This window comes from Pseudomonas sp. B37(2017), from assembly GCF_002112885.1.
Lineage (GTDB): Bacteria > Pseudomonadota > Gammaproteobacteria > Pseudomonadales > Pseudomonadaceae > Aquipseudomonas > Aquipseudomonas paraglycinae.
Map to the genome: position 1 here is coordinate 395,313 of NZ_NEIX01000004.1, position 15,907 is coordinate 411,219.

The following is a 15,907-nucleotide window of genomic DNA, read 5'->3' on the forward strand; positions in this document are numbered from 1 at the left end:
TACCTGCTGGCGATCCGTGCGATCGCCGCTCACCTTTTTCCACAGAAGGTTTTTATGTCTTCCAACAAAGCCCGCGCAGATTCACTTTCGCTTCTGCTGTTTACCTTGCGCAGCGGCAAGCTGATGGCGATCAACCTGCTGAAGGTCAGTGAAATCATCCCCTGCCCGCCGCTGACCAAACTGCCGGAGTCGCACCCGCACGTCAAAGGCATCGCCACTTTGCGCGGTGCTTCGCTGTCGGTGATCGACTTGAGCCGCGCCATCGGCGAGCGTCCGCTGGAAGATCCGAACGGCGGCTGCCTGATCGTCACCGACGTCAGCCGTTCGAAACAGGGCCTGCACGTGCAGGCGGTGAGCAAGATCGTGCATTGCCTGACCACCGACATCAAACCGCCGCCGTTCGGTTCCGGCGGTTCGCGCGCCTACATCACCGGCGTGACCTCGGTGGACGGCACGCTGGTGCAGGTGCTGGACATCGAAAAAGTCATCCACGGCATCGCCCCGGCGCAGATCGAAATGGCCCCGACCGAGCTGAGCATGGAAGACGCCGAAGTGCTGGGCAACGCACGGATTCTGGTGGTCGACGACAGTCAGGTGGCGCTGCAGCAATCGGTGCACACCCTGCGCAACCTCGGCCTGCAATGCCACACCGCCCGCAGCGCCAAGGAAGCCATTGACTGCCTGCTGGACCTGCAAGGCACGGCGCAGCAGATCAACCTGATCGTCTCCGACATCGAAATGTCCGAGATGGACGGCTACGCCTTCACCCGCACCCTGCGCGAGACGCCGGACTTCGCCCACCTCTACGTGCTGCTGCACACCTCGCTGGACAGCGCGATGAACAGCGAAAAGGCCCGCCTCGCCGGCGCCAACGGCGTGCTGACCAAGTTCTCCTCGCCAGAGCTGACCCATTGCCTGATCGAAGCGGCCAAATTCGTCGCGGCCCAGGGCCACTGAGTCTTGAGCGAGACGTTTTGCTTCCTGATGCGGCGCGACCTGAGCCAGGACGTGCCGGCCATCGAATGGCCGAACGGCATCGAACTCACCACCTACAGCGCCGAACGCGCGTCCGACGTGCATGAACTGATGCAAATCGGTTACCGCGAAGGCGGTGGTCGGGTGCCGGCGCTGGACGTCTGGCAACAGCAGTTTGAAAACGATCCGGAATACGATCCGGCACTGTGTTTCATCGCCAGCGATGCCGACGGCGTCATCGGCGTGGCGCAATGCTGGACCAGTTCCTACATCAAGAACCTGGTGGTGCATCCTCGCGCCCAAGGACGTGGATTGGGTCGGGCTTTGCTGCTTCATGCATTCAAGGCGTTTCAGGATCGACGCGAAGGATTTGTCGACCTGAAGGTGCTGGAGAGCAATCAGCGAGCGCAGCGCTTGTACGAAATGTCTGGAATGTATGTGGTTCGCCGGGAACTGGTGCCGGACTGACAAACTTAAATCCTGCGGCATACTCCAAACTTGGCGATCAAACCTCCAAGGATGCCCGAACCATGAAACGCCTCGCCCTCTCCGTGCTTTGCCTCATTGCCCCGTTGGCCCACGCCTCCAGCCCCGATGCCTGGGCGGCCTACGACAAAGCCGTGCTCGCCAGCTGCACCAAGGCCAGCGGCCTGAAAAACGCCAAACCGGTCGGCAACGCCGCGCAATTCGATGACCGCGTCGGCTACACCGCGCTGTTGCTGCAAGGCCAATACCCGCAAAAACACATGAAGGGCCAGCAAGGCACCGAGCTGTGCCTGTACAACAAAAAGTCGAAAACCGCGTTCGTCACCGAATGGGACTCGATCCGCCCGACCGCCAAACCCTGAGCGAATGGCGCACAACTTGCTTCACTCCGGGCCTGTACGGCGGCTTTATGTCGCCGATTCATACCCTGATTGAAGATTGCCCGCTCAATGAATACCACCTTTTCCTGCGTAGGTTGCGGCAAATGCTGCACCGATCACCATGTGCCCCTGACCCTGGCCGAAGCCCGCATGTGGGCGGCTGACGGCGGTCAGGTGATCGTGCTGGTGGAGGCGTTTCTTGCCAACGGCCTGGGCCTGCCGCAACAGCAGCGCGAACATGCGCAGCGGCGTTCGGCGGTGGTGCGCAGCGGAATGTCCGACGCCCATGTGGCAATCACTTTCGCTGCCTACAACGTCGGCCCCTGCCGGAATCTTGACGAAGACAAGCTGTGCCGCATCTACGAACGCCGGCCGCTGGTGTGCCGCATCTATCCCGCCGAAATCAATCCGCACATCCCGCTCAACCCCGCCGCCAAGGACTGCCCGCCGGAGTCGTGGGAGCAAGGGCCGGACCTGATCGTCGGCGGTGAACTGGTGGATCAGGAACTGGTGACGCTGATCCAGCGCTCGCGTCAAGCGGATCGCGATGACATCCGGATCAAGGATGCGATCTGCGGCTTGCTCGGCATCCGCACCACCGCGCTCAAGGGCGACGGATTCACCGCGTACCTGCCGGACATGGGCGCGTTTGCCTCGGTGATCGATCAGGTCACGGCGCAGCCATTGAGCGAAGCTTCCAGCGAATGGCTGTTTCATGTCTCCGGCGACGACATCGCCGGACAAGTGCGGGCGGCCGGGGCACAAGTGGTGTCCGAGCCGCCGCAGACCTACGCATTCATCTCACTGCGGGCGGCCTAAGCGCCCTGCCGCCGCCCCCAGAACTCCCGCGCCAGCGAACGTAAATCCCCCGCCAGCCCCGCCACATCCTGTGAGTTGAGCTGGCTCTGCCGCCCCTCATCCACCGTCAATTCACAGGCCGTGCGAATACTGACGATGTTACGATTGATGTCCTCGCTCACCGCGCTCTGTTCTTCAACCGCTGCGGCAATCTGCAGACTCATCTCGGTAATCTGCTCGACCCGTCCGCTGATCCCGTCCAGTGCCCGAGCCGCGCGCTGCGCCTGCTCGACGCTGTTATCCACATGCTCGCTGCTCTGCTGCATCACCAGCACCGCATCCCGCGCGCCGTTTTGCAGGGTGCTGATCATCCGTTGAATCTCATTGGTCGACTGCTGGGTGCGCTGAGCCAGACCCCGCACCTCATCGGCCACCACCGCAAACCCACGCCCCGCATCCCCGGCCCGCGCCGCTTCGATCGCAGCGTTGAGCGCCAGCAGATTGGTCTGCTCGGCGATGCTGCGAATCACCTCCAGCACCCCGGAAATCTCGCTGCTATGACCTTCGAGCTGATGAATCACCTCGGTCGCCCGCCCCAACTCCTCGGCCAGCCGCAACACCGCGCTGCGGCTCTCGCCCACCAGCAGATGACCTTCACGGGTTTCCGTCCCCGCCATATCCGCCGCCACCGACGCCTGCTGCGCATGGCTGGCGACCTCGGCCACACTGGCCGCCATCTGATGAATCGCCGCCGCCACCTGATCGGTTTCCGCCTGCTGCGCCAGCGTGCTGGTGTGACTGCTGTGCAAATGATCCACCAACTGCGCCGCATGCCCGGCCAGCCGTTGCGACGCATCACCAATCCGCCCCACCACCGCGCCGACCTGCGCTTCGAGCATCTGCAACGCAAACTCGATCTGCCCGAACTGATCCCGCCGCCCGGTATAAATGCCCTGACTCAACGGGTTGTCGGCAATCACACGCGCACGCTCGGTCAGACGTTCCAGCGGACGCAATAACCAACCCACGCCCAGCGCACACGCACCACTGCCGGCCACCAGCACAGCAGCTTCGATACCCATGGACTCCGGCCGCAGCCAGGCTTCAATCCCTAGCACCACCGCCAGCACCGAACTGGTCAACGCCATGATCTTCGCCCGCAAACTCAGGCTCGGCAGCCGCTGCCACCGCGCCACCCGCCCCTCGCGCAACTGCGCATACGCCCGCTCCGCCGCCGCAATCTGCCGCGCATCCGGCCGCGTGCGCACCGACTGATATTCCACCGCCGCACCGTTCTGCGTGACCGGCGTGACATAGGCACTGACCCAGTAGTGATCGCCGTTCTTGCAACGATTCTTCACCAGCCCCATCCACGACCGCCCGCGCTTGAGCGTCTGCCACATATGGGCAAACGCCTGCGCGGGCATGTCCGGATGGCGCAGCAAATTGTGCGGCGCACCCAGCAGCTCGTCGCGGCTGTAACCGCTGATCTTGATGAAATCGTCGTTGGCGTAGGTGATCGCGCTGGTCAGATCGGTGGTCGAGAGAATGTTCGCATCCGGCGCAACATCGACATTGCGCCCGGTCACCGGGAGATTGATCTTCATGGAAAGCGCGCTCGTTTTATTGGAAAGAGTCGGCAGGGCTGCTGACTCTAAGCGCACTAACTGGTTAAACGTTGATCTGGCTCAGGAACTGAGCAATTAGCCATCACTGTGACCGAAAATCACAGCGACGGCCGAGGCGGGAATGAATCAGCGCTTGCCCATCGAACGGCGAGTGCCCGACGGCGCCACACCCGGAATCTTGGCGTGACGATCACCGTCCTTGCCCTTGAACTGCGGCTGCTTCGCCGCTTTGGCAGCCGCCAGCTCACCTGGCTTGAACGGAAACTTGAACGCAGGAATGGTCGGCTTGGATTCGCCGGCCTCGGCCAGCTCTGCCGGGACATCGCTCACAGCGTTGTCGATTGGGGAAGTCATGAAAGCTCCGCAAAGCAAAAAGTCCGGCCCGGTGGACGAGCCGCGAAAGCGCGCAGTATACCTGCGTGCGTGGAGTTTAAAGAGTCCCCAAAAGGATACGACCAGGGCCTTTTTGGGATAGGTCGACTAACGGACCACCTCTCCCGATCAACCCAAAAGCACTACAGCAACAAACGGTACACCCAACACATTTCCAAACATCCGAAAATGGAACGCGGAGCGTCCCGGGCTGCATTCCCACGCGGAGCGTGGGAACGATCAAGCAGTAAGCAGTCGCTTTCCGCTTTCCGCTTTCCGCTTTCCGCTTTCCGCTTTCCGCTTTCCGCTTTCCGCTTTCCGCTTCTCGCTTCTCGCTTCCCACCACTCAACACAATGAGCGTTAGCTCGAGTACCGCTCTTGACGTGCCGGCCCCATCGGAAGGCTGAGTGGAGGGATTTATCCGGGGGTGGGAGCGCAGCGACCGTGCGGCGCAGCCGCATGCATCGAGAGGAGGTGCAGCGAAGCAAACCGTAGGCGATGCCCCCGGATGAATCCCGCAACGAAGGAACGCCGAGCCACAGCGAGGCGCCGAACGCAGGGGCCCAGACCTTTGGTTACTTTGGGGCGTTTGCCAAAGTGACCCGCCGTAAGGGCGGAACCATAAGCGGCCGTTACCGCAGCAACGGATATACACCCAAGAAAACTGACAGCCGCGACAGCTAGCCGTCACCCTCCTGACCCCCAAACAAGTTTATAAAGACAAAACCTGCCCAAACCCCGTCCCCCTGGCGCCCCACAAGCATGCAAACCCAGAAGAAAAAAGCCCTGCTCGCTATCCTGCTGATCGCCGTCGCAGCCGGGGCCCTGTGGTTCACCCTGAAACCCGCCCCGGCCAAACTCGCCGCCCCCACCGCCATCCCGGTGCGAGTCGTCGCCGTCAGCGAAAAAGACGTCCCCCGCTACACCAGCGGCATCGGCTCGGTCCTCTCGCTGCACAGCGTCGTGGTGCGCCCACAGATCGACGGCATCCTCACCAAACTCCTGGTCAAGGAAGGTCAGCTGGTAAAACAGGGCGACCTGCTCGCCACCATCGACGACCGCTCGATCCGCGCCAGCCTCGACCAGGCCCGGGCGCAACTGGGCGAAAGCCAGGCACAACTGCAAGTGGCGCTGGTCAACCTCAAGCGCTACAAACTGCTCAGCGTCGACGACGGCGTCTCCAAGCAGACCTACGACCAGCAACAGGCACTGGTCAACCAGCTCAAGGCCACCGCCCAAGGCAATCAGGCTTCGATTGACGCAGCACAGGTACAACTTTCCTACACCCAGATTCGCTCCCCGGTCACCGGTCGCGTCGGGATTCGCACGGTCGACGAAGGCAACTTCCTGCGCATGACCGACACCCAGGGTCTGTTCACCGTGACCCAGATCGACCCGATCGCCGTCGAGTTTTCCCTGCCCCAGCAAATGCTGCCGACCCTGCAAGGCCTGATCAGCGACCCGCAGCGCGCACAGGTCAAGGCCTACATCGGCGCCGACACCGACGGCGAAACCGGCAACCTGCTCGGCGAAGGTCACCTGACCCTGATCGACAACCAGATCAACGCCAACACCGGCACCATCCGCGCCAAGGCCGAATTCGACAACCCGAACCAGAAGCTCTGGCCCGGCCTGCTGGTGACGGTAAAGATTCAGACGGCGCTGGATAAAGATGCGCTGGTGGTCCCGCCTACCGTCGTACAGCGAGGTCTGGATCAACACTTCGTGTACCGGGTCAACGGCGACAAGGTTGAAGCCGTGCAGGTGCAGATGGTTTATCAGGGCAGCGGCCAGGACATCATCAAGGGCGTGAAGCCCGGCGACGTACTGGTCAGTGATGGCCAGTCGCGGCTCAAGCCCGGTTCGACCGTGCAGGTCATGAGCGAACCGCCGCAGGTGGTGCAAGCGGAGCCCAAGCCATGAAGCAGCACAAAGGCGTTTCGACCTGGTGCATCGATCACCCGGTGGCGACGATTCTGCTGACCATCGCGCTGGTACTGGTCGGGGTGATTGCCTTCCCGCGCCTGCCGATTGCCCCACTGCCGGAAGCGGAATTTCCTACGATCCAGGTCTCCGCGCAGTTGCCCGGTGCCAGCCCGGACACCATGGCTTCGTCCGTGGCCACGCCGCTGGAGGTGCAATTCAGCGCCATCCCCGGCATGACCCAGATGACCTCCAGCAGTGCGCTGGGCTCCAGCCTGCTGACCCTGCAATTCACCCTCGACAAGAGCATCGACACCGCCGCCCAGGAAGTGCAGGCCGCGATCAACACCGCCGCCGGCAAACTGCCGAAAGACATGCCGACCCTGCCGACCTGGAAGAAGGTCAACCCGGCCGACAGCCCGGTGCTTATCCTCAGCGTCAGCTCCACGCAAATGCCCGGCACCGAACTCAGCGATCTGGTGGAAACCCTCCTTGCCCGTCAGATCAGTCAGATCGACGGCGTGGGCCAGATCAACATCACCGGTCAGCAACGTCCGGCAATCCGCGTTCAAGCTTCGGCGGACAAACTGGCGGCCATCGGTCTGACCCTCGCCGATATTCGTGTGGCGATCCAGCAGACCAGCCTCAACCTCGCCAAAGGTGCGCTGTATGGCGACTCGAGCATTTCCACGCTGTCGACCAACGACCAGTTGTTTCATCCCGAGGAATACAGCCAGCTCATCGTTTCCTACAAGGACGGCGCCCCGGTTCACCTCAAGGATGTGGCGAAAGTCGTCAACGGTTCGGAAGATGCCTACGTGCAGGCGTGGGCCGGTGATCGGCCGGGCGTGAACCTGGTGATCTCCCGCCAGCCCGGCGCCAACATCGTCGAAACCGTGGATCGGATTCAGGCCGCCCTGCCTGGCCTCGAAGCCATGCTGCCGGCGTCGGTGCAGGTCAAAACCCTGATCGACCGCACCCAGACCATCCGCGCCTCGCTGCATGAAGTGGAAATCACCCTGCTGATCGCGATCCTGCTGGTGGTGGCGGTGATGGCGCTGTTCCTGCGCCAGCTGTCGGCGACGATGATTGTCTCGGCGGTGCTCGGCGTGTCGCTGACTGCCAGTTTCGCGCTGATGTATTTACTCGGCTTCAGTCTGAACAACCTGACGCTGGTGGCCATCGTCGTGGCGGTAGGTTTCGTGGTCGACGATGCGATCGTGGTGGTGGAAAACATTCACCGCCATCTGGAGGCCGGCGACAGCATGCGCGACGCCGCGATCAAGGGCGCCGGCGAGATCGGTTTCACCGTGGTGTCGATCAGTTTCTCGCTGGTGGCGGCGTTCATTCCGCTGCTGTTCATGGGCGGCGTAGTCGGGCGTTTGTTCAAGGAATTCGCCCTGACGGCCACCTCGACCATCATGATTTCCGTGGTGGTATCCCTGACACTGGCGCCGACGCTGGCAGCGCTGTTCATGCGCAAACCGGTGCATCACGCCCATGACAAACCGGGCTTCAGCGAACGGCTGCTCGGCTGGTACGAAAAAGGCCTGCGCCGCGCTCTCGCCCACCAGAAACTGATGATCGGCGTGTTCGGTATTTCCGTCGCGCTGGCGATTGGCGGCTACGTGTTTATCCCCAAGGGTTTCTTCCCGGTACAGGACACCGGTTTCGTCCTCGGCACCACCGAAGCCGCCGCCGATATCTCCTACAGCGACATGGTGAAAAAACACCTGGCAATGGCCGAAATCGTCGCCGCCGACCCGGCTGTCCAGGCGTTTTCCCATTCGGTCGGAGTATCCGGCAGCAACCAGACCATCGCCAACGGCCGCTTCTGGATCGCCCTAAAAAAACGCGGTGACCGCGATGTTTCGGCCAGCCAGTTCATCGACCGCATTCGTCCGCAACTGATGAAAGTCCCCGGCATCGTGCTTTACCTGCGCGCCGGCCAGGACATCAACCTCAGCTCCGGCCCGAGCCGTGCGCAGTATCAATACGTGCTCAAGAGCAACGACGGGCCGACCCTCGCCACCTGGACCCAGAAACTCACCGAAAAGCTGCGCAGCATCCCGGCGTTCCGTGATATCTCCAACGACCTGCAACTGGGCGGCAGCATCACTCACATCAGCATCGACCGCAGCGCCGCCGCGCGTTTCGGCCTGACGGCGAGTGATGTCGACGAGGCGCTGTACGACGCCTTCGGCCAGCGCCAGATCAACGAGTTCCAGACCCAGGTCAACCAGTACAACGTGATCCTGGAGCTGGACACCAAACAGCGCGGCAAGGCCGAAAGCCTCAACTACTTCTACCTGCGCTCACCGCTGAGCGGAGAAATGGTGCCGCTGTCGGCGCTGGCCCGATTCGACGCGCCGACCATCGGCCCGCTGTCCATCGCCCACGACGGCATGTTCCCGGCCGCCAACCTGTCGTTCAACCTGGCGCCCGGCGTGGCGCTGGGCGACGCGGTGATTCTGTTGAATCAGGCCAAGGCCGAGATCGGCATGCCGACCGCGATCAGCGGCAACTTCCAGGGCGCGGCCCAAGCGTTCCAGAGCTCGCTGAAAAGTCAGCCGTGGCTGATTCTCGCTGCGCTGGTGGCGGTGTACATCATCCTTGGCGTGCTCTACGAGAGTTTCGTCCATCCGCTGACCATCATCTCGACCTTGCCGGCGGCGGGTCTCGGCGCGGTGATCATGCTGTGGATCTGCGGCCAGGACTTTTCGATCATGGCGCTGATCGGGCTGGTGCTGCTGATCGGTATCGTGAAGAAGAACGGCATCCTGATGATCGACTTCGCGCTTGAAGCGCAGCGCCATCGCGGGCTGTCGCCGCAGGATGCGATTTTCGAAGCGTGTATCACGCGGTTCCGGCCGATCATCATGACCACCCTCGCCGCCCTGCTCGGCGCCCTGCCGCTGATGCTCGGCTACGGCACCGGCGCCGAACTGCGCCAGCCATTGGGGATCGCGGTGGTGGGCGGGCTGCTGGTCAGCCAGATGCTGACGCTGTTCACCACGCCGGTCATATACTTGTGGCTTGAGCGGCTGTTCCACAAGCCCAAACCTGCGCCCATCGCGGCGCTGGCAACGACAGACTGAGGCGGGTCATGCGCGTTCTGATTATCGAAGACGAAGAGAAAACCGCGGACTACCTGCACCGCGGCCTGACGGAACAGGGTTACACCGTGGATCTGGCCCGCGACGGCATCGAGGGCCTGCATCTGGCGCTGGAAAGCGACTACGCGGTGATCGTCCTCGACGTGATGTTGCCGGGCCTCGATGGCTTCGGTGTGCTGCGCGCGTTGCGTGCGCGCAAGCAGACACCGGTAATCATGCTCACCGCCCGCGAGCGGGTCGAAGACCGGATCCGAGGCCTGCGCGATGGCGCCGACGATTACCTCGGCAAACCGTTTTCCTTCCTCGAACTGGTGGCGCGCCTGCAAGCGCTGACCCGGCGCAGTGGCGGCCATGAACCGGTACAAGTGAGCATCGCCGACCTGTGGATCGATCTGATCAGCCGCAAAGCCACCCGCGCCGGCACCCGGCTGGATCTGACCGCGAAGGAGTTTTCGCTGCTCAGCGTTTTGGCCCGACGTCAGGGCGAAATCCTCTCGAAAACCGCGATTGCCGAGATGGTCTGGGACATCAATTTCGACAGCGACGCCAACGTGGTCGAAGTCGCGATCAAGCGCCTGCGAGCCAAGCTCGACGGGCCGTTCGACGAAAAACTGCTGCACACCATCCGTGGCATGGGTTATGTGCTGGAGAGCCGTGGTGTCCAGTAACTCCATCGCCCTGCGCTTGAGCGGGATGTTCACGCTGGTGGCGCTGCTGGTGTTCCTGTTGATTGGCGGCGCGCTCTATCAACAGGTGGACAAAGGCCTCGGCCTGTTGCCGGAAGCGGAGCTCGATGCGCGTTACAGCGTTCTGGAATCGGCGCTCAACCGCTATGGCACCCCCGAGCATTGGGTGAAGATCAACGCCAAGCTCAAGCTGCTCGGCGAAGAAGACAAGCGCATCCGTTTCTGGGTGGTCAGCGGCAATCCGGGGTACGAATTTGGCGAGCCGGATGCCTTGATCCGCGCGTTTGCCCAAGGCCCGCTGGGCATGCGCGATCTGCAACTGCCCGACCATCCCTACCCGCTGAAAGTGTTGCTGACCGAACTGCCGGCCAAGGATCAACGCCCCCCGCTGCGCTTCATGATCGGCATCGACACCGAGACCTTTCACCAGACCCAGCATCAGTTGCTGATCGCGCTGGTGAGTCTGGCGGTGATCGGCGTGCTGCTGGCATCGGCCTTGGGTTACTGGGTGGCGCGGATTGGCCTCAAGCCGTTGATCAAACTGTCCCACGAAGCCCAGCGTCTGGCGCCGCCGTTGCGTGCCGGGCGACTGCGTCTGTCGCCGTTGCCGCCGGAACTGGAGCAGTTCGTCGACTCGTTCAACTCGACGCTGGAGCGGGTTGAACAAGCGTACTCACGGCTGGAATCCTTCAACGCCGACGTCGCCCATGAGCTGCGCTCGCCGTTGACCAACCTGATCGGCCAGACCCAGGTCGCCCTCACTCGCGGACGCTCTGCCGAGCATTATTTCGAAGTGCTGCAATCCAACCTCGAAGAACTGGAACGCCTGCGTTCGATCATCAACGACATGCTGTTCCTGGCCAGCGCCGATCAGGGCAGCAAGGCCACCAAACTGACCTCGACCTCGCTGGCCGATGAGGTGGCGACCACCCTCGAATACCTCGACTTCATCCTCGAAGACGCGCAGGTCCAGGTGCGGGTAAGCGGCGATGCGCAGGTGCAGATCGAAATCGCCCATCTGCGCCGGGCTTTGATCAATCTGCTGAGCAACGCGGTGCAGCACACGGCGCCGGGACAGGTGATCGAAGTGCAGATCGCGGTCGAGGACCATCAGGTCAGCATCGGCGTGGCCAACCCCGGTTCGCCGATTGCCAGTGAGCATTTGCCGCGCTTGTTCGAGCGCTTCTACCGGGTGGATGCTTCACGCAGCAACAGCGGCAACAATCACGGATTGGGGCTGGCGATCGTCAAGGCGATTGCGCTGATGCATGGGGGGGATGTGTTTGTGCGCAGTGATCGCGGGATGAACACTTTCGGGATCCATTTGCCGGTCTGATGCCACTGACCCGGCGTTACCACCGGTCAGTTTAAAGCCCAAAAGTGGTCCCACCTGTAATTTCTGACAGTAGACGGTGCTCCGCTCACCTCATCAAATGAACAGACGAATACCACGCCGGTATTTGCCGCGTTTCATTGAATGACCTGGAGGTCAGGATGAGCAGCAATGCTACAGACAACTCAAACGTGAGCTCGATAGGCTTTCTAAGAACAACGGAAGACTACGATGGAAAAATTGATACGGCCGACGTCACCTATCGACAGTCCCCTACAGGTAACAAAGGTATTACCCTTGATGCCAAGTTAGAGCTCAAAAATCCTGACCCAAGTGACGGTCGTGCTTATTTTATCGGTATGCAAATTGATTTCCCCCCGACGTTAACGACAGGTACTCATTCACTCACTGAAACGTGGCCGGACATCATCCGGGTCGGACGCTTCACTCAACTGGACAGTCAACGAACATCTATTCCCGCTGACAGCGGATCGCTCACCTTGAAACTGTTCGATGCGAACCTAGGCCATGCTCAAGGATCGTTAGAGGCCCATATCCCAATGGGTGGAGCCTCACGCAAGTTCACTGCAGAATTCGACATCCGAGATGAGACAGAGAAGTCAATTTATTGAGCTTCGATAGGCGCCACGACTAGTCGTTGAGTTCGTGGCGTTCTCTGCAGCTATTCCTTGTTTTTCGTCCTGACTGTTACCAATCAAACAAAAGTCCTTTCATGAATTGGCTCTGTTTCCCCATGGCCAGGATCCTTATCTTTGCCCGCACCAAACAGCACTTGCCAAGCAAGAAGGTTTTCAAGATGTCCAACAGTATGGGTATTGCCAGCGCTTTCGTTTTGTCCTCATTGATCCTGTCGCCAATGGCGATGGCTGAAGAATCCCAGACGTTCGTAGCGCAAAACGCCGCTCGCGCTCACGCATTCGAACAGCATCAGGCAGAAGTGATGGCCAAGGCTCAAGACGCCACGCAAGCCCCTCAGGCCGCCACTTCCCAGACTCAGGCTTCAGAGAAAGACAGCTGAGTCGCGCACCGCGCAACGTTTCCCTCGACGCGGTTGTTTGGCTCTTCCCGTTCAACCGTCGTCCTTGCAGGCCGCTGATTTTCAGCGGCCTTTTTTCGTTGTGGTCTGTAAGCTGTCCGGTTCGTCTTTAACAATTAGAAACATCCCGCACCTCAAGACATTGAAGTGTCAGTTGACCCCAAGGAGCTTTACCGCACGTGCGTTACCCAGTTCGCTTCACCCCGCTGTTCATTGCAATTGCCGCAACGATTGCCCCCGCCGCCCACGCTGCCGAAGCCGAGCAACAAGGTTTCGTCGAAGGCGCGAGTCTCAACCTCAACGCCCGCAACTACTACATGAACCGTAACCGTCTGCAGCAGACGGATGACAACATCGAGTGGGGCCAGGGTTTCCTCGGCAAATTCGAGTCGGGCTACACCGAAGGCATGGTCGGTTTCGGCATCGATGCCCACGCCATGCTCGGTCTCAAACTTGATGGCGGTGGCGGCACCGACAACTCCAGCATCTTGCCGGTCAGCGACGGCAGCGGCAAAGCGCCGGGCTCGTTCTCCACGGCGGGCGGCACCTTGAAGATGCGTGCGTTCGATACCGAGCTGAAGGCCGGCGACCTGTTCCTCGCCAACCCGGTGATCGCCGGTGGCGAGACGCGCATGCTGCCGCAGACCTTTCGCGGCATCAGCCTGACCAATCACAGCTTCGATGGCTGGATGATCGAAGGCGGCCAGGCCAGCTTCACCAAGCCCTACAACCAGAGCGGCCACAAACGCATCGGCACCTCTTACGGCAGCCTCACCGACGGCGACAAGAGCCAGCACCTGAACTGGGCCGGCGTGGCCTTTAGCGGCGTCGAAGGCCTGACCAGCAGCCTCTATGCCTCCGAACTGAAGGACATCTGGAACCAGTACTACTACGACCTCGACTACACCTGGGCGCTGAACGATCGGGTGACCCTCAACCCGGGCCTGCACTTCTATCACACGCAGGACACCGGCGACGCGCTGCTGGGCAACATCGACAACAACACCTACAGCCTGCATTTCACTGTCGGCATCGGCAGCCACAGCGTCACCGCCGCGTATCAGCGGGTCAACGGCAACACGCCGTTCGATTACATCAGCCAGGGTGACAGCGTTTACCTCGACAACTCGCAGCAATACTCGGACTTCAACGGCCCGAACGAGCGCTCGTGGAAACTCAAGTACGCCTACGACTTCGCCGGCGTCGGCCTGCCGGGCCTGACTTCGTCGCTGTCCTACTCGCGCGGCACACTGGACCTGACCAAGGCCGATCCGGACAGCAAAGGCTACGCCTCTTGGTACAGCGCCGAAGGCCGCAACGCCAAGCACTGGGAGCGCGACATTGACCTCAAATACGTGGTGCAGAGCGGTCAGGCCAAAGACCTCGCGGTACGCCTGCAATGGGCAACCAATCGTGGCGGCAACGGTTACGGCGCGCTGGATACGGACACAGATGAATACCGTGTGATCATCGACTACCCGATCAACGTCTTCTAAGATCGGCGCTACAGTAAAAGGCCAGCCTGATGCGCTGGCCTTTTTCTTGCCTGTGGCAGCGAAGCGGGTACAACTACGCTTACAAGAATCCCTTACCGAAACCGAACCATGATCGCGAGCCGCACCCCTACCGTTTCCGGCACGACCGGACGCTCCGAGCTGCTGCTGATCCTCGGCAGCCTGCTGAGCGTGATCGCGATTGTGTGCATCGTCACGTTCCTGCTGATCCGCGAACACGCCAACGCGCAGGAATCGGCCACCCGGGGCGCCACCACCATCGCCCAGTTGATCGACGCCGACGTGCTGCGCACCGTCGAGCTGTACGACCTGACGCTGCAAGGGCTGATCGCCGCCGCCCAGCGTGACGACCTGAAAGACGTGTCGCCACAGATCCGTCATCTGGCGCTGTTCGACCGCTCCACCACGGCGCGCTTCAAGGGCGACATCCTGTTGCTCGACAAGTATGGCGACGTGATTGCCGACTCCTCGCGGGTCGATCCGCTGCCGGGCAATTTCGCCGACCGCGACTACTTTCTCGCCCACGCCTTCAAGCGCGACACCGGCATGTTCATCAGCCGTCCGTTCAAACCCCGCTGCGATTGCGATGACGCGAACCAGTGGCGAATCAGTTTCAGTCGGCGCATCTCTTCGGACACCGGTGAGTTTCTGGGCGTGGCCGTGGCGTCGATGAAACTGGATTACTTCGATCAACTGTTCAACAGCCTCGACATCGGCATCGACAGCACCCTCAACATCATCAACAACGACGGCATCCTGCTGGCACAGAAGCCTTATCTGCAAAGCGATTCGATCGGCAAGAGCTTTGCCGCCCGGCCCAATGTGGTGCGGATCCTGCGCGACAGCAACGGCAATGGCAGTTTCAACAGCACTTCGAGCATGGATTATCAGCAACGTCTGTACACCTATTCGCGGGTCGGCAATCTCCCACTGACGGTGATCGTTGCCCTGTCCAGCGAAGAAGTGTTCGGCGCGTGGCGACGCACGGCGATCCTGATCAGCGGCGCCACCGGCGTGCTGTGTGCCGGCCTGCTATGGCTGACCTGGCTGTTGGCCCGGGAGCTGCGCCTGCGCCAGCGGGCCGAACGCGAACTGGCGCAGCTCGCGGCGACCGATGCCCTCACCGGGGTCGCCAACCGGCGGATGCTCGATCAGTCGCTGCGCCACGAATGGTTCCGCGCCCAGCGCTCGGGCAAGCCGCTGTCATTGCTGATGATCGATGCCGACCACTTCAAGGCCTTCAACGACCGGCACGGACACCAGGCCGGGGATCAGGCGTTGCGTGAACTCGCGAAGGTAATCACCTCCAATGTGCGGCGCCCGGCGGATCTGGTGGCCCGTTATGGCGGTGAGGAGTTTTCGGTGATCCTCGCTGAAACCGACAGCGTCGGGGCGCAGCAGATCGCCGAGCACATTCGCGCAGCGGTGGAACAACTGCCAAGCGTCAATGAAGACCAGTCACCGATGACCGTGAGCATCGGCATCAGCACCTGGACGACGACGAGCGAGATCAGCCTGGAGCAACTGTTGTTTGCGGCGGACAAGGCGTTGTATCAGGCCAAGGAAGGTGGGCGAAACCGGGTCGTCGTGGCCTGACAACAGGCATAAAAAAAGGCCACCCAAAGGTGGCCTTCAAAA

At 61.4% G+C, this 15,907-nt stretch carries 14 protein-coding genes and 1 pseudogene; 12 read left to right on the plus strand and 3 right to left on the minus strand.

Annotation, left to right across the window (positions count from 1 at the left end; translation table 11 throughout):
- Nucleotides 1-54 precede the first annotated feature (54 nt).
- The 4 genes from CAF90_RS13680 (at nt 55) to CAF90_RS13695 (ending at nt 2,660) form a co-directional block, all read left to right on the plus strand.
- Complete coding sequence (locus tag CAF90_RS13680) at nt 55-957, plus strand: chemotaxis protein CheV (protein ID WP_007956731.1); 903 nt, start codon at nt 55-57, stop codon at nt 955-957.
- 27 nt (nt 958-984) lie between these two features.
- Complete coding sequence (locus tag CAF90_RS13685; protein WP_085606903.1) at nt 985-1,443, plus strand: GNAT family N-acetyltransferase; 459 nt, start codon at nt 985-987, stop codon at nt 1,441-1,443.
- Nucleotides 1,444-1,505: 62 nt separating this feature from the next.
- Nucleotides 1,506-1,823, plus strand: coding sequence for a hypothetical protein (locus CAF90_RS13690; RefSeq protein WP_039765638.1), 318 nt, complete (start codon nt 1,506-1,508; stop codon nt 1,821-1,823).
- Nucleotides 1,824-1,910: 87 nt separating this feature from the next.
- Complete coding sequence (locus CAF90_RS13695; RefSeq protein ID WP_085606905.1) at nt 1,911-2,660, plus strand: YkgJ family cysteine cluster protein; 750 nt, start codon at nt 1,911-1,913, stop codon at nt 2,658-2,660.
- Here the strand turns inward: CAF90_RS13695 and CAF90_RS13700 are convergent.
- The 3 genes and pseudogenes from CAF90_RS13700 to CAF90_RS13705 all read right to left on the minus strand — a co-directional run bounded on the left by CAF90_RS13700 (nt 2,657) and on the right by CAF90_RS13705 (nt 4,621).
- Nucleotides 2,657-3,721, minus strand: coding sequence for a methyl-accepting chemotaxis protein (locus CAF90_RS13700; protein ID WP_371915859.1), 1,065 nt, complete (start codon nt 3,719-3,721; stop codon nt 2,657-2,659). The two genes, CAF90_RS13695 and CAF90_RS13700, sit on opposite strands and share 4 nt — an antisense overlap.
- A gap of 243 nt (nt 3,722-3,964) precedes the next feature.
- Nucleotides 3,965-4,246 (minus strand): annotated as a pseudogene (locus CAF90_RS29890) (PAS domain-containing protein); the annotation flags it as partial.
- A 147-nt stretch (nt 4,247-4,393) separates the two neighbouring features.
- Nucleotides 4,394-4,621, minus strand: coding sequence for a hypothetical protein (locus CAF90_RS13705; RefSeq protein WP_039765632.1), 228 nt, complete (start codon nt 4,619-4,621; stop codon nt 4,394-4,396).
- Nucleotides 4,622-5,402: 781 nt separating this feature from the next.
- Between CAF90_RS13705 and CAF90_RS13710 the strand changes: the two genes are divergently transcribed.
- The 8 genes from CAF90_RS13710 to CAF90_RS13745 all read left to right on the plus strand — a co-directional run bounded on the left by CAF90_RS13710 (nt 5,403) and on the right by CAF90_RS13745 (nt 15,865).
- Nucleotides 5,403-6,563, plus strand: a complete 1,161-nt coding sequence (locus CAF90_RS13710; protein ID WP_085606909.1) for an efflux RND transporter periplasmic adaptor subunit — start codon at nt 5,403-5,405, stop codon at nt 6,561-6,563.
- Entirely contained in the window at nt 6,560-9,661 is a 3,102-nt protein-coding gene (locus CAF90_RS13715) for a multidrug efflux RND transporter permease subunit (RefSeq protein ID WP_085606911.1), read from the plus strand. Before CAF90_RS13710 ends, CAF90_RS13715 begins: the two co-directional genes overlap by 4 nt.
- 8 nt (nt 9,662-9,669) lie before the next feature.
- Nucleotides 9,670-10,347, plus strand: a complete 678-nt coding sequence (locus CAF90_RS13720; RefSeq protein WP_053123617.1) for a heavy metal response regulator transcription factor — start codon at nt 9,670-9,672, stop codon at nt 10,345-10,347.
- Nucleotides 10,337-11,701, plus strand: coding sequence for a heavy metal sensor histidine kinase (locus CAF90_RS13725; RefSeq protein WP_007956745.1), 1,365 nt, complete (start codon nt 10,337-10,339; stop codon nt 11,699-11,701). The genes CAF90_RS13720 and CAF90_RS13725 overlap by 11 nt, the downstream gene beginning before the upstream one ends.
- A 158-nt stretch (nt 11,702-11,859) precedes the next feature.
- Nucleotides 11,860-12,330 carry a hypothetical protein gene (locus tag CAF90_RS13730; protein ID WP_085606913.1) on the plus strand — a complete coding sequence of 157 codons (471 nt, stop codon included), beginning with the start codon at nt 11,860-11,862 and terminating at the stop codon, nt 12,328-12,330.
- Nucleotides 12,331-12,515: 185 nt separating this feature from the next.
- Entirely contained in the window at nt 12,516-12,737 is a 222-nt protein-coding gene (locus tag CAF90_RS13735) for a hypothetical protein (RefSeq protein ID WP_085607035.1), read from the plus strand.
- Between the two features lie 197 nt (nt 12,738-12,934).
- Nucleotides 12,935-14,251: an OprD family porin gene (locus CAF90_RS13740; RefSeq protein ID WP_085606915.1), complete on the plus strand. Its 1,317-nt coding sequence runs from the start codon at nt 12,935-12,937 to the stop codon at nt 14,249-14,251.
- Nucleotides 14,252-14,359: 108 nt separating this feature from the next.
- A complete protein-coding gene (locus CAF90_RS13745) occupies nt 14,360-15,865 on the plus strand; it encodes a sensor domain-containing diguanylate cyclase (RefSeq protein WP_085606917.1) in 1,506 nt (501 codons plus the stop codon).
- The last annotated feature ends 42 nt before the right edge of the window (nt 15,866-15,907 follow it).

Coding starts and splice junctions, on each gene's coding strand:
- CAF90_RS13680 (WP_007956731.1), top strand. CDS start 55: ATGTCTTCCAACAAAGCCCGCGCAGATTCACTTTCGCTTCTGCTGTTT.
- CAF90_RS13685 (WP_085606903.1), top strand. CDS start 985: ATGCGGCGCGACCTGAGCCAGGACGTGCCGGCCATCGAATGGCCGAAC.
- CAF90_RS13690 (WP_039765638.1), top strand. CDS start 1,506: ATGAAACGCCTCGCCCTCTCCGTGCTTTGCCTCATTGCCCCGTTGGCC.
- CAF90_RS13695 (WP_085606905.1), top strand. CDS start 1,911: ATGAATACCACCTTTTCCTGCGTAGGTTGCGGCAAATGCTGCACCGAT.
- CAF90_RS13700 (WP_371915859.1), bottom strand. CDS start 3,721: ATGGGTATCGAAGCTGCTGTGCTGGTGGCCGGCAGTGGTGCGTGTGCG.
- CAF90_RS13705 (WP_039765632.1), bottom strand. CDS start 4,621: ATGACTTCCCCAATCGACAACGCTGTGAGCGATGTCCCGGCAGAGCTG.
- CAF90_RS13710 (WP_085606909.1), top strand. CDS start 5,403: ATGCAAACCCAGAAGAAAAAAGCCCTGCTCGCTATCCTGCTGATCGCC.
- CAF90_RS13715 (WP_085606911.1), top strand. CDS start 6,560: ATGAAGCAGCACAAAGGCGTTTCGACCTGGTGCATCGATCACCCGGTG.
- CAF90_RS13720 (WP_053123617.1), top strand. CDS start 9,670: ATGCGCGTTCTGATTATCGAAGACGAAGAGAAAACCGCGGACTACCTG.
- CAF90_RS13730 (WP_085606913.1), top strand. CDS start 11,860: ATGAGCAGCAATGCTACAGACAACTCAAACGTGAGCTCGATAGGCTTT.
- CAF90_RS13735 (WP_085607035.1), top strand. CDS start 12,516: ATGTCCAACAGTATGGGTATTGCCAGCGCTTTCGTTTTGTCCTCATTG.
- CAF90_RS13745 (WP_085606917.1), top strand. CDS start 14,360: ATGATCGCGAGCCGCACCCCTACCGTTTCCGGCACGACCGGACGCTCC.